Origin of the sequence: Campylobacter coli (assembly GCA_039516895.1) — a bacterium.
In the GTDB taxonomy this organism is placed as follows: domain Bacteria; phylum Campylobacterota; class Campylobacteria; order Campylobacterales; family Campylobacteraceae; genus Campylobacter_D; species Campylobacter_D coli_B.
In genome coordinates, this window is sequence record CP154437.1 from 15,841 (window position 1) to 30,767 (window position 14,927).

The 14,927-nt window shown below is 33.8% G+C and carries 13 protein-coding genes; 5 read left to right on the forward strand and 8 right to left on the reverse strand.

Annotation, left to right across the window (positions count from 1 at the left end; genetic code table 11):
• Nucleotide 1: 1 nt before the first annotated feature.
• Complete coding sequence (locus AAID94_00055; protein ID XAK23958.1) at nt 2-1,453, forward strand: glutamate synthase subunit beta; 1,452 nt, start codon at nt 2-4, stop codon at nt 1,451-1,453.
• Here AAID94_00055 and AAID94_00060 read toward each other — a convergent pair.
• Together AAID94_00060 and AAID94_00065 are read right to left on the reverse strand one after the other, a co-directional pair.
• The gene (locus AAID94_00060; protein ID XAK23959.1) at nt 1,448-2,023 is read right to left on the reverse strand and encodes a ribonuclease HII; all 576 of its coding nucleotides are present in this window, start codon (nt 2,021-2,023) and stop codon (nt 1,448-1,450) included. The genes AAID94_00055 and AAID94_00060 overlap by 6 nt on opposite strands.
• Before the next feature lie 37 nt (nt 2,024-2,060).
• Nucleotides 2,061-2,708, reverse strand: coding sequence for a rubrerythrin (locus AAID94_00065; protein ID XAK23960.1), 648 nt, complete (start codon nt 2,706-2,708; stop codon nt 2,061-2,063).
• 150 nt (nt 2,709-2,858) lie between these two features.
• On the opposite strand from AAID94_00065, the gene ilvD reads away from it, so the two are divergent.
• Nucleotides 2,859-4,535, forward strand: a complete 1,677-nt coding sequence (gene ilvD, locus AAID94_00070) for a dihydroxy-acid dehydratase (GenBank protein ID XAK23961.1) — start codon at nt 2,859-2,861, stop codon at nt 4,533-4,535.
• Nucleotides 4,536-4,546: 11 nt separating this feature from the next.
• Here ilvD and AAID94_00075 read toward each other — a convergent pair whose 3' ends face one another.
• Together AAID94_00075 and AAID94_00080 are read right to left on the reverse strand one after the other, a co-directional pair.
• Complete coding sequence (locus AAID94_00075) at nt 4,547-5,071, reverse strand: YagU family protein (GenBank protein ID XAK23962.1); 525 nt, start codon at nt 5,069-5,071, stop codon at nt 4,547-4,549.
• A gap of 78 nt (nt 5,072-5,149) precedes the next feature.
• Entirely contained in the window at nt 5,150-6,376 is a 1,227-nt protein-coding gene (locus AAID94_00080; GenBank protein XAK23963.1) for an HD domain-containing protein, read from the reverse strand.
• Nucleotides 6,377-6,776: 400 nt separating this feature from the next.
• On the opposite strand from AAID94_00080, the gene queC reads away from it, so the two are divergent.
• On the forward strand, nt 6,777-7,457 hold the full coding sequence (gene queC, locus AAID94_00085) for a 7-cyano-7-deazaguanine synthase QueC (protein ID XAK23964.1): 681 nt from the start codon (nt 6,777-6,779) through the stop codon (nt 7,455-7,457).
• Nucleotides 7,458-7,476: 19 nt separating this feature from the next.
• On the opposite strand, the gene AAID94_00090 is transcribed toward queC, so the two are convergent.
• The 4 genes from AAID94_00090 to AAID94_00105 form a co-directional block, all read right to left on the reverse strand.
• The gene (locus AAID94_00090) at nt 7,477-8,994 is read right to left on the reverse strand and encodes a disulfide bond formation protein B (GenBank protein ID XAK23965.1); all 1,518 of its coding nucleotides are present in this window, start codon (nt 8,992-8,994) and stop codon (nt 7,477-7,479) included.
• A gap of 14 nt (nt 8,995-9,008) precedes the next feature.
• Nucleotides 9,009-9,176, reverse strand: coding sequence for a disulfide bond formation protein Dba (gene dba / locus AAID94_00095; GenBank protein ID XAK23966.1), 168 nt, complete (start codon nt 9,174-9,176; stop codon nt 9,009-9,011).
• A gap of 57 nt (nt 9,177-9,233) precedes the next feature.
• Nucleotides 9,234-10,100, reverse strand: coding sequence for a fumarylacetoacetate hydrolase family protein (locus AAID94_00100; protein ID XAK23967.1), 867 nt, complete (start codon nt 10,098-10,100; stop codon nt 9,234-9,236).
• Nucleotides 10,101-10,227: 127 nt separating this feature from the next.
• Nucleotides 10,228-11,124 carry an RluA family pseudouridine synthase gene (locus AAID94_00105; GenBank protein XAK23968.1) on the reverse strand — a complete coding sequence of 299 codons (897 nt, stop codon included), beginning with the start codon at nt 11,122-11,124 and terminating at the stop codon, nt 10,228-10,230.
• Between the two features lie 79 nt (nt 11,125-11,203).
• On the opposite strand from AAID94_00105, the gene purB reads away from it, so the two are divergent.
• Together purB and AAID94_00115 are read left to right on the forward strand one after the other, a co-directional pair.
• Nucleotides 11,204-12,532 (forward strand): adenylosuccinate lyase, encoded by a 1,329-nt coding sequence (purB, locus tag AAID94_00110; GenBank protein XAK23969.1) that lies wholly within the window; start codon nt 11,204-11,206, stop codon nt 12,530-12,532.
• Nucleotides 12,533-12,546: 14 nt separating this feature from the next.
• Nucleotides 12,547-14,916, forward strand: a complete 2,370-nt coding sequence (locus AAID94_00115) for a ribonucleoside-diphosphate reductase subunit alpha (GenBank protein XAK23970.1) — start codon at nt 12,547-12,549, stop codon at nt 14,914-14,916.
• The last annotated feature ends 11 nt before the right edge of the window (nt 14,917-14,927 follow it).

The following is a 14,927-nucleotide window of genomic DNA, read 5'->3' on the forward strand; positions in this document are numbered from 1 at the left end:
AATGGGAAATGCAAGAGGTTTTTTAGATTTTAAAAGGGTAGATTTTAAAAAAGTTGCTCCTAAAGAAAGAGTTTTAAATTTCAAAGAATTTACAACGCTTTTAGACAAGAAAGAACAAGAAATTCAGGGCGGACGATGTATGGATTGTGGGGTAGCATTTTGCCATACGGGTGTGATGAGTGAAGGCAAGGATGTAGGCTGTCCTTTAAACAACCTCATCCCTGAATGGAATGATCTTATTTATCGTTCTTTATGGAAAGAAGCTTATGAAAGACTTGATCTTACCAATCCTTTTCCTGAATTTACCGGCCGTGTTTGTCCGGCTCCTTGTGAGGATTCTTGTGTGTGTGCGATTAATGGAAAAAGCGTAAGTATCAAAAATAACGAACTAGCCATCATAGAAAATGCTTTTAAAGAAAATTTAGTAAGTCCAAACAAACCTAAACAATACAATGGCAAAAAAATCGCTATCATAGGAAGTGGGCCTGCTGGACTTGCTTGTGCTAATACCTTAAATTCACTTGGCTACAAGGTAAGTGTTTTTGAAAGAAGCGATAAAGCGGGCGGGCTTTTAATGTATGGAATTCCTGATATGAAGCTTGATAAAAGTATAGTCGATAGACGCGTTGATTTACTCAAAGAAAGTGGTATAGAATTTAAGGTAAATGAAAATATAGACAGCAAAGATAAGGTTTCTAAACTTTTAAAAGAATTTGATGCTTTAGTACTTTGCACAGGAGCGAGCAAGCCTATCGATCTTGATATAGAGGGTAGAAAACTAAAGGGCGTTGAATTTGCTCTTGATTTCTTAACGCAAAATACAAAAACCTTGCTAAAAACAGGCAAGGGTGCTGACACAGCAAAGGGTAAAAATGTCTTGGTTATAGGAAGTGGGGACACAAGTGTTGATTGTATCGCTGTAGCTACAAGACAAGGAGCTAAATCCATAGTGCGTTTTGAAAGAAGCCCAAAAAGACCTTTACAAAGAAGCCAAAACAATCCTTGGCCTTTAAAAGCTGATATCTTTACGACAGATTATGGTTTAGAAGAAGCCATTGCTGTATATGAAAAAGATCCTAGAGAATATCAAAAAATGACAAAAAAATTCTTAGGTAAAGATAAAGTAGAAAGCGTAGAAGCGTGTGATTTAAAACGCGAATTCAAAGAGGGCAAGGCTATAAATGTCGAACTTCCAAATTCCAATCAAAACTATAAAGCGGATTTAGTGCTTTTGGCTATGGGTTTTAGCGGAAGTGAAGATGCTATCGCTAGTAATTTTGGAGTAAGTTTGGATGGGAAAAACAATGTCAAAACAAAGAATTTCCAAACCACACATGAAAAAATCTTTGCTTGTGGAGATGCTAGAAAAGGACAATCTTTAGTCGTTTGGGCTATAAAAGATGGTATAGAGTGTGCTTTAAACATACATGAGAATTTAGCAAAGCAATCATAAAAGTTTAAAACTTTTGCGATGAAGCTTGCAAATTCCAAATTTTGCTATCAATTCCTTATGGGCTTTTGTCCCATAAGCCTTGTTTTTTTCAAACTCATAGCAAGGAAAATCTTTAGCTAAAAAATTCATCACCCTATCTTTACTCACCTTTGCAAGTATACTTGCTGCACTTACTTGTTTGATATTGGCATCGGCTTTGATTTGAGTTTTTATACCGCTAATACCTAAATTTGTATTGCCATCGTATAAGAAATTATTTTCTGTTTTAAAGTGTTTTTTTATGAGTGTTAAACCCATTTTTAAACAAGCGCTAAGCCCTATTTCATCAATTTTTTCTGAAGAAAAAGCAAGGATGAGATAATCTGAATGAAGCAAGATGATTTCATAAAGTTCTTCGCGCCTTTTTTCGCTCAATTTTTTAGAATCACAAAGTCCCTCAAGATCTTTGTGTAGTTTACAAGCTGCCATCATCATAGGACCTGCTAAGGCACCTCGTCCTGCTTCATCAATGCCAACTAAATCAATATCAAATGGAGTTAAAAGTTCGTTTTCTTCAAATAAAGTTTTCAAATTTTCTCTAAGAAAGGGCGAAAAATCGCCCAAGGATTTAGCCTAAAAATTCACGCTTAAAGTATTCTTTAGGTGCTTTACATAAAGGACAGGCTGCAGGAGCTTTTTTGCCACGATGGATATGTCCACAAACTTCACAAACCCATAGTTCTTCTACTTCGCTATTAAAGAATTCTTCCTCTTCAAGCATTTTTTTAAGGGCTAGGTATTCTCTTTCGTGTTCTATTTCTACTTTTCCAATCGCAGTAAATAATCTTGCTATAGCTTTTTTACCCTCATCTTCAGCGATTTTAGCAAAATTTGGATACATGGTGGTATGTTCGTAGTTTTCACCCTCAGCCGCTGCAACTAGGTTTTTAGTTGTTACTTCTAAAGGTTTGCCATCAACGATTTCGTGATAAGCTTTAAATTCAGCTCTTGCATGCCATTTTTCATTTTCTGCTGCTTCTCTAAAATGTCTTGCAACCGCATGCCATCCTTCTTCTTCAGCTACATCTGCAAATAAATCGTATTTATTTCTAGCCATTGATTCTCCAGCAAAGGCTTTCATCAAATTTACCGCAGTTAAATCTTGAGTGATACACTCCATCTCAACACCACAACAGCTAAGTTTTCCACCGCCTACATTTTGAACTTCTACTTCGTTACCGCATTTTGGACATTTATAGGATTCATATTGTCTCATTTTGCACTCCTTTTTGATAATCAAAAAGCATTGTATTATAAAAAAATATTTTTGTCAATTGATGAAAATTATGTATAGAAAGCTTGTTTCTTGCAAGTAAATTTTATGAAAATTAAGTTATAATATTAAAAAAATATTAAGGAGTTTTTAGTGAGAAGTGATGCGATTAAAAAAGGGCATTTAAAAGCACCAAACCGCTCTTTACTTAGAGCATGTGGTTTAAAAGATGAGGATTTTGATAAACCTTTCATAGGCGTGGCAAATAGCTATATTGATATTATTCCAGGGCATTATTTTTTAAATGAATATGCAAAAATTATAAAAGATGAAATTCGAAAAAATGGTTGCATTCCTTTTGAATTTAACACTATAGGTGTGGATGATGGTATAGCTATGGGTCATGAGGGTATGCTTTATTCTTTACCGAGCCGTGAAATCATCGCAAATTCGGTTGAAAGCGTTATGAATGCACATCAGCTAGATGCTTTAATTTGTATTCCAAATTGCGATAAAATCACCCCAGGTATGCTAATGGGTGCTTTAAGGGTAAATGTACCGACTATTTTTGTAAGCGGTGGTCCTATGCGTTCGGGTGTGACTAAAAAGGGTGAAAAAATAAGTCTTAGTTCAGTTTTTGAGGCTGTAGGAGCATATGAGGCCAATAAAATCAGCGAAGAAGAATTTAAAGATATAGAATGTTCTGCTTGTCCAAGCGGAGGATCTTGCTCGGGTATGTTTACTGCAAATTCTATGAATACTTTATGTGAAGCTATGGGTATAGCTTTGGAGGGAAATGGTACGATTTTAGCGCTTAGCAAAGAAAGAGAAGAGCTTTTAAGAAAGGCTGCAAGAAGAATTTGTGAAATCGCTTTAGATGAAAGATTTAAAATTAAAAATATTATCACTCAAAAAGCTATAAGAAATGCTATGGTAGTAGATATGGCAATGGGTGGAAGCACAAATACAATCTTACATATGCTAGCTATTTCAAGAGAGGCGGGAGTTGCGCTTGATATCAAGGATTTAAATTTTATTTCAAGCAAGGTTGCGCATATTGCAAAAATCGCTCCATCACTTAATACTGTTTATATGGATGATATCCATAAAGCAGGGGGTGTAAGTGCTGTAATGGCTGAAATTTCAAGCAGAGAGGGACATATTTTAGAACTTGATGCCTTAACCATTACAGGAGAAAATTTACAAGAGCGTTTAAAAAATGCCAAAATCAAAGATGAAACCATCATTCGTAAGGTAGATAATGCTTATTCTAAAGTAGGGGGGCTTGCGGTTTTATTTGGAAATTTGGCTGAGCAAGGCTGTGTTGTAAAAACTGCAGGTATTACAGGAGAGAGAAAATTCAAGGGCAAAGCTGTTTGTTTTAATTCTCAAGATGAGGCTATTAAAGGTATCATTAAAGGTAAAGTACAAAAAGGCGATGTTTGCGTGATCCGTTATGAAGGGCCAAAGGGTGGTCCAGGTATGCAAGAGATGTTAAGTCCAACTTCACTTATCATGGGTATGGGGCTTGGTGCAGATGTGGCTTTGATTACCGATGGAAGATTTAGTGGTGCAACAAGGGGTTTAAGCATAGGTCATGTTTCTCCTGAAGCTGCTGAGGGCGGGCTTATAGGGCTTTTAAAAGATGGAGATGAGATAGAAATCGATGTAGATGCTTATACTATCAATGCTAATTTAAGCGATGAGGAAATTGCAAAACGCAAAAATGAATTTGTAATGCCTCAAAAAGAAGTCAAATCCAGATGGCTTAGAATGTATCAAAAACTTGTAACAAATGCTAGTAAGGGTGCAGTTTTAGATATGGAATGAAAGAATTTCTTTCATTCTTCTATCTCTTTAGTAATACGATTTCTTATATCTCGACGAACTATTTCCATTCCCCAAAGCCAAACAATATGACCAAAAAATTCAGATAAATGCTCATCAAAAGGAATTTCAGAAAGTGGAGGAACTTCTGCAATTAAAGGCATTACGATTACATGAGCAAAAAGATAGACAAAAAAGCCAAAAACAGCACCTTGCCACATGGTAATACGACGCCATTTTTCTGCTATCATACAATAAGCTATAGCAAAAATAATAGAAAAGCCAATGTGTACTATAAAGATTGATAATGGCATTTGCATACCCGAAAACATATAAGTCCAATCTGTAGGTAAGCCTAATTGTTCTAGGAAAATTTTAGGCGGAGTAACCCGTTCTAATGCATCAACAGGCCAAAAAATATTAGGGTTTCTAGGTGGAAAAGGAACTTCCCAGCCCCATTTTACAATAGCTCCAAAAACCCCTGCTAATATACCTATAAAAAAAGCTAGGGTATAGCGTTTTTGAAAAGTTCGGTTCATAAACAACTCCTTTATTTTGTTTGAAAATAAAATTTAAATTTTTATAATATTTTATTTAAAATATATTAAATGTATTACTTAAATTTTAAAATAATCCCTAAATTCTCTACAAATTTCAAGGAAATTTACCCCATCGATCGTAGGGCTTTCGTTAAAAAATTTAAACATATCTTCAAAACCGCTTTCAAGTTCTTTAGATTTTACCCCATAGCTTATACTAAGTCCTGCTTCGATAAAAGCAGCGATTTTGTCGCAGTATTTTAAAGCCTTACCATCAATCGCTCCAAATTCATTTTGATTAAAAGAGCTTAAGCTTCCACTACAAAGCTCGATTTTGGCATTTTTATAGGTGCGATTTTCAAATTCATTTTTGACAAAATTTGCTTCATTGCTTCTGCCCTCTCTAATGCCTAAGATATAAGAAAATTCAGCCCTTAAATTTTCAGGCACGAAGGGTAAAATTCTGTCATTGATCAGTTTCATTTCATAATCATTGATAATAGTGTGAAGTCCATCTATGCCATATTTTACAGGGCTTATGATATCGCGTGTTAAAGATTCAGGTAGATCATGAAATAAAGCACAATAAAAATTGTTTTCAAGTCTTTTATCGCAAGCTTTGATTTTAAGTGAATAAAAATATCCCAAAATCGCCACTACAAGCATATGTCCTAAAACAGCAGTTTCAGGTATGCGTGGGGTTTGAGCCCAACGCTTTTGAAAACGAAGTCTTCCGCTTAAATCGATGATTTTTGCAATTTTTTGATTAAGAGCGATTTTTCTAGCTCCTATGAGTTCATAATAATCTTCCAATTCTTCATCGACTTTGTTTTTAATCTCATCGATATCATTTAAAAAAGCTGAGGTTTGATAGACTATGTTAAATTCCCATCTTGTAGCAAAATACGATGCAGCTTTTAAGATAAGCCTTTCTTTGGCATAGGTATTGCCATTTAGATACGCTTCAAAACGCTTTAAAAACTCTCCATCTTCTATATCTTCTATCATGGGTTCGATTTTACTTAAAACCCAAGCATTAACTTCGGCTTTTTTTTGACGTACGATTTCATGATATACATCAGGGCGTATATCAGTAACTACAACGCGGCTTAAAAATTCAAAAATTCCACCCTCTATGATAATTTTCATATCCACATCTTTTTCCATTTTTGCAATGAAATAAGCTATGATAAATTTATGCGCTTGTTTATCAAGCTCGACTAAATTTGCCATTCTTGGATAATCATTCCAACGACTGATGGAAGCTGCTTTGAAAATATGTTCTATAAGTTTTATATTTATCATTTAAATCGCCTTTTAATTTTTTTCAAATTTTATCATTTTATTTTTTAAAATAATAAATAAAATTGAAGAAGAGATTGAATTGATATGAAATTTGAATGATTGAGTGTAGTTTTTGGTGATTTGTAGAATCTGCTTTTATGGATGAAATTTTAAGATTAGTATTTTTTTAAAATACTTCGCAAATCCTAAAATCATCCATAAAAATAGAATTAATGATTTGGTGCTCCCCAGCCCTTTTTAAATACCATTATCATATCACTAATTTGAATTTAAGTCAAATGAAATGAAACATAGATTGTTAGCCATTATTACATAGTGTTAAAATGGGACTTTACACTAAGTGTAAATTTTAAAAAATATTTGCTAGAATTGCAAAAACAGCAAATTTAAGGATATAAAAATGAGTAAAAAAGCACTTTGTATCATTAGCGGTGGAATGGATAGCACTTTGTGTGCTTATTTGGCCAAAAAAGAAGGATATGAGATTATTGCCTTGCATTTTGATTATCAACAACGCACACAAGAAAAAGAAAAAGAGTGTTTTAAGCAAATTTGCAAGGCTTTAAATGTAGAAAAATCTTATATTTTTGATGTGAGTTTTATAGCAAATATAGGAGGCAATGCTCTAACAGATCAAAGTATCCATATCCCTAAAAATGAGCTGAGCATAAGCGATACTCCGCCTATTACTTATGTGCCTTTTCGCAATGGAATTTTTTTAAGCATAGCAGGATCTTTAGCGGAAAAGGAAAATTGTGAAAGTATTTTTATAGGTGTAGTGGAAGAAGATGGTAGCGGTTATCCTGATTGTACTGAAAAATTTATACAAAAAGCTCAAGAATTTATCAATGAAGGCACAAGTAAGCATTTTAGAACTTCTTTAAAAACCCCTCTTGTAAATCTTAACAAAACTCAAATTGTAGAGCTTGCTTTAAAAGAAAATGTGCCTTTAGAACTTACTTGGTCTTGTTATGAAAGCGAAGATGAAGCTTGTGGAGAATGTGATAGCTGCTTGCTTCGTTTAAGAGGTTTTGAAAGGGCAGGATTTAAAGATAAAATCAAATATAAACTAAAGTCCTAGAATCACTAGGACTTCAAATTTATTTTAAAGTATAAAGCTTATTTGCTCCATCTTGATAAGAAAGGATGTGAATTTTTCCATCTTTAAAGAAAATACTTCTTGCATTTGTGATAGAGCTTGGAAAAGCTATGGTTTTTACCACTTCTTCTTTGGTTGGATCGATTATGGCAATTACATTGTGATTTTTACTGAGTGCATAAATTTCATCATCTTTAAAAGCCATAGAAGTGATATAAAGATCGCCCAAAGTTTTACCCTCTTTAAGTTCTGCTTTTGGAGTAAATTCTGCTGAAAGAACAAGATCTTTTAAAGAAATTTTAGAAATTACAAAGGTTTTAGAATCTTTGTTGTTAGGCACGGTTGCAAGATAAAGATAATGATCATCTGTTGTCATACTTGCTACATGGTTGAATTTTGCTCTAACAGTATCAAGTCTTCCACGACCCAAATCTTTTCCTTGACCTTCAAATTGGTCATTTCCTTTAACAAAATCTGCATATTGTAAAGCTTCATCTGCATTTGGATTTTTTGCAAATCTTAGGAAAGATTTATTAGATCCCATGAGAAGAAATTTATTTTCTTTATAAGGAATGATACCTATAATAGGATCGATAGTAGCTGAAAAATAAGGATCAAGCTCAAAACCTTCTTTTGTACTAAAATTGTTATCCAAAAACGCTACATTCCATTTAGAACTTGCTACAAATTCATCATTAATATAATCAAGAGTATTGATCGCTTTGTCAAAATTTATGGTTTGCTCATCGATAATTTTAAGCTCATCGTCGATTTCTGCAAATGGAGAATTATTTGTATCATTATCAAATTTTATACCTAATTTTTCACTTGCAGGCGCAAAAGCATAATCAGGAGCCTTCACATCGCGTTTTCCTAAGAAAGAAATGTTTTGCCATAAACCATTCCAACCCCCTGTGCTCCAAATGATATATTTTGGATTAAGACTAAATCTTACAGGATCACCTTGCCCCACATAAGGAGGAATTCCTGTGCTTACAAAAGCTTGAAAGACATTTGATGCAACGATAAGGGTGCTGATTAAAACTGCTGCGAAGCTAAATTTAGTAAATTTTCTAAATTTTTCGCCGTTTAATTCTTTGTCAAAAGATCCAAATTTAGGAGCAAAAGCAAACATCACACCTAAAAGCAAGACTACAGCCCAAAAGACTACTTCAGCCCAAAAATAAGTATGGATACCAAAAACCGCCAAACCAAAACCTTGATCTAAATCCCTATGAGCGTGATTGCCATAATGTGCAAAGGATTGATAAAGACCTACTGCAGTCATGATCAAAAGAGCGGCAAGGTATTTGCCTTTCATACCATAACGCACGATAAAAAGTGCCATAACCCCGATAAAAATCATCGCTTCTCTTTGTCCCCAACAAAGAGTGCATGGGCTATCACCCCACATATAACCAAATACAAAATTTGCAATCCCCACAGGCAAAAGAATAATCAAAAAGCCTGCCAAACACATAAGAGTGTAGAAATTTTTTGTTTTATTTATTTCGTTCATTCTTCAGCCTTTCTTTATAGATTCATTATCGTTAAAAGCGCACCTGTTTTGTGGCCGACATAGAAAAAAACCATTAAAAGCCAAGCTACTATCACTAAGCCAAAAGCCAAATTTTCTTTTTCTGGCTTTTTGATGATTAGTATTAAGGCGATTAAAACTAATAAAAGCTCTAAAAACTCCATGATATCTCCTTTTTATTAAATTTCGTAAAAAACATTTCTGTGATTTTTAATGAGATTTTATGTTATTGCATTGCAAATTTCTCCTAAATTTTCTATCACACAGCGTACTTCATCACCTTTTTTAAGAAAAACGGGTGGATTTAAGCCCATTCCTACGCCACTTGGAGTTCCCATTGATATGATAGTACCAGCCTTTAAAAGCATTCCTGAGCTTAGTTCTTCTAAGACATATCCGATGTCAAAAATAAAAAATTTTGTATTGGAATTTTGTCGCAATTCTTTATTGACATAACTTTGTAAATTAAGCTCGGGCGGATAAGCAATCTCATCAACACTTGTAATATAAGGTCCCATTATAGTGCTTCCCTCAAGGCTTTTTGCGCGGTAAAATTGCTTGTGGCGTTTTTGGAGATCTCGTGCTGAAATTTCATTGATAATGGTATAGCCAAAAATATAGCCTTTCGCATCTTCAGCTTTGATTTTATAAGCATCTTTACTTAAAATGAAAGCAAGCTCGCATTCATAGTCTAGTTGAGAAGTGACATCAGCATGCAAAGATATGTTGCCAAAAGGAGCTGTGGCTTGATTGCAGCGTTTTCCAAAATACACAGGATATTCTCTTTCTTCGAATTTTTCGCCTTTAAATTGTGCAGATTCTTTGGCATGATCTAAAAAATTAATCCCAAGACATATAATATCTTGACGCGGTTCTATGATAGGGGCTAGATAATCTTCTTTTGGAATTTCATAAGCTGTTTTAGAATCTAAATCTTTAAATTTATGTTTAAAATTATCAAAATTTATAATCAATTCATTCATATCGCGAACATTGATATCAAGATCGGCTAAATTTATAACTTTTCCACTAGAGTTAAGCACCCCTAGGGTGGCTTTTTGATTGAGTTTAAAATTAACAAATTTCATTTACAAAATCCTAGTATTTTTATTTTGTGATTATACTAAATTTTTAACAAAAAGTAAATTTTTATTTTAAAATTTTTTTATAAAAAATGATAGCTTGTTAGATATGAAATAAAATATCAGTTTTGTTTTAAAATGCTGTTAAAATTTTTTCTATACCCTTTTTTGAAAAAATATCAAAATTTTCTCCATCATAGTTAAATTTTAAACGATAAGAGTGCAAACACAAGCGTTTGGCACCGCTTAGCTTTATGCGTTCTTCTATGTCCATTTTTTCATCTAAAATTTTTTCTATATCTTTTTTTTCAAGACCATAGAGTGGATCGCCTAGGATTTTGTGATTTTTATAAAATAAATGTACTCTGATTTGATGTTGTCTGCCTGTGAGTGGTTTGCAAAGCAAAAGCGTAGCGTTGATTTTAGGATAAAAGCTCAAAACTTCAAATTCTGTGATCGCTTTTTTTCCATTCTCGCAAATTTGCATTCTGGTTTTAACATCATCATAATCCTTTGTCAAATCCATCGCTTGATCGACTATGAAATTTGCTTTGATTTCCCCACTTGCAAGGGCAAGATATTCTTTTTGAATTTGTTTTTTTTCAAACAGGCCTTTAAGCTCAATTTGTGCTTTTTTGTGTTTGGCTACGAGTATAAGTCCGCTTGTTTCTTTATCAAGCCTATGAGCTACACACGCTTCTTTACCCCAAAGGTGCCAAATTTCATCACTTAGACTGTATTTACAGTGTCTGCCATTAGGGTGGCTTAAAATTCCACTTTCTTTTTCAAGTACTGCAAAATCTTTATTTTCAAAAACGATTTCCACTCCTTTGGGGTTGTTTTCATAGACTATTAATTCTACATTACCTTGTAAGATTTTATTCTTTTCTTCTACTAAAATTCCATCGCAAAAAAGCCTTTTTTTATCTATGAGTTTTTGGGCTTCATTTATATTGATTTTCAAATTATCTATAAGCACTTGAAACGCCTTTTTTCCATTATTTGACAGTTTTATTTTTGTGTAAGCCAAACTTAACCTTTCTCTAAATTTTTTTAGATAAAATTCCATTTTCATTATTTTTAAAATTATAGCTAAAAAGGTTTCAAAGATGGTTGAAAGATATAGCAGAGAAATCATGGCCAAAAAATGGGATATGCAAGCAAAATATGATGCATGGCTAAAAGTAGAGCTAGCTGCGGTAAAAGCTTGGAATAAACTAGGCCTTATAAATGATACAGATTGTGAAAAAATTCTTAAAAATGCTAAATTTGATATAGCTAGAATTGATGAGATAGAAAAAACCACTAAGCATGATGTGATCGCTTTTCTTACAAGTGTAAGTGAAAGTTTAGGAGAGGAAAGTCGTTTTGTGCATTATGCAATGACAAGTTCTGATTGTATCGACACTGCTGTAGCTTTACAGATGAAAGAAAGTTTGGATTTGATTTTAGAAGATGTTTCTTTGCTTTTAGAAGTGATTAAAAAACGCGCTTTGGAACATAAAAATACTTTAATGGTAGGTAGAAGCCATGGAATTCATGGAGAACCTATCACTTTTGGTTTGGTACTTGCGATTTGGTATGATGAAATTTTGCACGCAAAAGAGCTTTTAGAGCATGCAAGAGAAGTGATAAGTTATGGAAAAATTAGCGGTGCAATGGGAAATTTTGCACATGCTCCTTTAGAATTTGAAGAAGAAGTATGTAAAAATTTAGATCTTAAACCCGCGCCTGTTTCAAATCAAGTTATCCAAAGAGATCGTTATGCGCAAGTGATTTCAGCTATTGCGATTTTGGCTTCATCGTGCGAGCAAATTGCTGTTGCGATAAGACATTTTCAAAGAACAGAAGTGTATGAGGCTGAAGAGTATTTTAGTGCAGGACAAAAAGGAAGCTCGGCTATGCCACATAAAAGAAATCCGGTTCTAAGTGAAAATATCACAGGGCTTTGTCGTGTGCTTAGATCTTTTGTAACTCCTGCTTTGGAAAATGTAGCTTTATGGCACGAAAGAGATATATCGCATTCAAGTGTTGAAAGATTTATTTTACCTGATGCTTTTGTTACAGCTGATTTTATGCTCATGCGTCTTACAAATTTGATTGATAAGCTTTTGGTTTATCCTGAAAACATGATGAAAAATCTAAATCTTACAGGCGGACTTGTATTTTCACAACGCGTTTTATTGGAGCTTCCATTTAAGGGCATTAGCCGTGAAGAAGCTTATAAAATAGTCCAAAGAAATGCGATGAAAGTTTGGGCTGATTTACAAAATGGTAAAGCTGCTATCAATGAAAACAATGAAAGCTTATTTTTACTTGCGCTTTTAGCTGATGAGGATTTGAGAAAAAGCTTGAGTGAAGAAGATATAAGAAAGTGCTTTGATTATAATTATTACACAAAAAATATTGATGCAATCTTTGCAAGAACTTTTAAATAAGGACAAGGAATACAATGAAAGTTATTAAAAGAAATGGTCGCACAGAAGAATTAGACGTTTCTAAGATCAAAAAATGTACCTTTGATGCTATAAAAGATTTAGAAGGTGTTAATCTAAGCGAGCTCGAGCTTGATGCTAAAATTCAATTTCGAGATGGAATTTCAACTGAAGAAATTCAAAAAACATTGATTAAAACTGCTGTGGATAAAATCGATATTGATTGTCCAAACTGGACTTTTGTTGCGGCTAGACTTTTTTTGTTTGACTTGTATAAAAAAGTGAATGGAATGAATCGTTATAATCATTTACGCGAGTATTTTGAAAAGGGCGAAAAGGAAGGTAGAATTTTACTCGGTCTTAAAGAAAAATACGATTTAGATGATTTAAATGATTATATTAAGCCTGAACGCGATATGCAATTTACCTATCTTGGCATTAAAACTCTATACGATAGATATTTGATTAAAGATAGCAAGGGTATGCCTATAGAACTTCCTCAGCAAATGTTTATGGCTATTGCTATGTTTTTAGCACAGAATGAATTTAATCCTCAAGAATGGGCAAAAAAATTTTATGATCTTATCTCTAAATTTGAACTCATGCTTGCAACTCCTACTTTATCAAACGCAAGAACAACACGCCACCAGCTTAGCTCTTGTTACATAGGCTCAACTCCTGATAATATCGAGGGAATTTTTGATTCTTATCAAGAAATGGCATTATTGTCTAAATTTGGTGGAGGTATAGGTTGGGACTGGTCTAAAGTTCGTGCAATGGGTGGAAGTATAGATGGGCATAAAAACGCTGCAGGGGGTATTATTCCTTTTTTAAAAATTACTAATGATATAGCTGTGGCTGTGGATCAGCTTGGCACAAGAAAGGGTGCGATCGCTGTTTATATCGAACCTTGGCATATGGATGTAAGTGATTTTATCGATTTGCGTAAAAATTCAGGCGAAGAAAGACGCCGCGCACATGAGCTTTTCCCTGCTTTGTGGATTAACGATCTTTTTATGAAAAGAGTTAGAGCAAATGATAAATGGACCCTTTTTGATCCTGCAGATACACAAGATTTGTGTGATTTATATGGGGAAGCTTTTGAAAAGCGTTATGAAGAGTATGAAAAAGATGAAAGTATAGTTAAGGAAATAGTAGAAGCTAAGGAGCTTTGGAAAAAGATTTTGCTTAATTATTTTGAAACAGGTTTGCCTTTTTTATGTTTTAAAGATAATGCAAATAAAGCCAATCCAAATGCACATGTAGGGATCATCAGAAGTTCAAATTTATGTACAGAAATTTTTCAAAATACAGAGCCAAATTATTATAAAATTAAAGTTATATTTGAAAATGGCGATGAAAAACATTTTGATGAAGAAGAACGCGTTGTTATCGATGGGGGATATGAAAAGCCTGCTAAGAAAATTTCAACTCTTGATAGCTTTAATGGAAACAAAGTCTATATCGTAGAAAAATATAAAAGCGATGGAAAAACCGCAGTTTGTAATCTAGCAAGCATAAATCTTAGCAAGGTATATACCCAAGAAGATATAGAGCGCGTGGTGCCAACTGCTATTCGTATGCTTGATAATGTTATTGATTTAAATTTTTACCCTCATAGAAAAGTAAAGGATACAAATTTAAAATCTCGAGCCATAGGACTTGGCGTTATGGGCGAGGCACAAATGCTTGCTGAAGCAAGAATTCATTGGGGTAGTGATGAGCATTTAAACAAAATCGATGAAATTATGGAGAAAATTAGCTATGAGGCTATTAATGCAAGCTCAAATTTAGCGATAGAAAAAGGTTCTTATCCTGATTTTGAAGGGTCAAATTGGAGCAAGGGGATTTTTCCTATTGATGTAGCAAGTGAAAAAGCCAAAGCTTTAACTCTAAGAGAAGGGTTGTTTAATCAAAGCGAATGCGATTGGGATAAACTTAGGGAAAAAGTAAAAGCAGATGGCATGAGAAATGGTTATTTGATGGCTATTGCTCCTACTTCTTCAATTTCTATTTTGGTAGGAACAACACAAACTATCGAACCTGTCTATAAGCGTAAGTGGTTTGAGCAAAATTTAAGCGGCATGATACCTGTTGTAGTGCCTAATTTAAGTCTTGAAACTTGGCAGTATTATACCCCAGCTTACGAACTTGATCAAAGAATTCTTGTTAAAGCTGCAGCAGTGCGTGGAAAATGGATTGATCAAGGACAAAGCTTAAATATCTTTTTATCACTTGATAAAGCAAGTGGAGGCTACTTAAATGATATATATCAACTAGCTTGGGAGCTAGGAGTAAAATCAACTTACTATCTAAGAAGCGAAAGTCCTGATAGCGAAAAGATAAATGTTGCTGATCGTAGCATAGAATGTGAAGGTTGCCAATGAGGATTTAAACC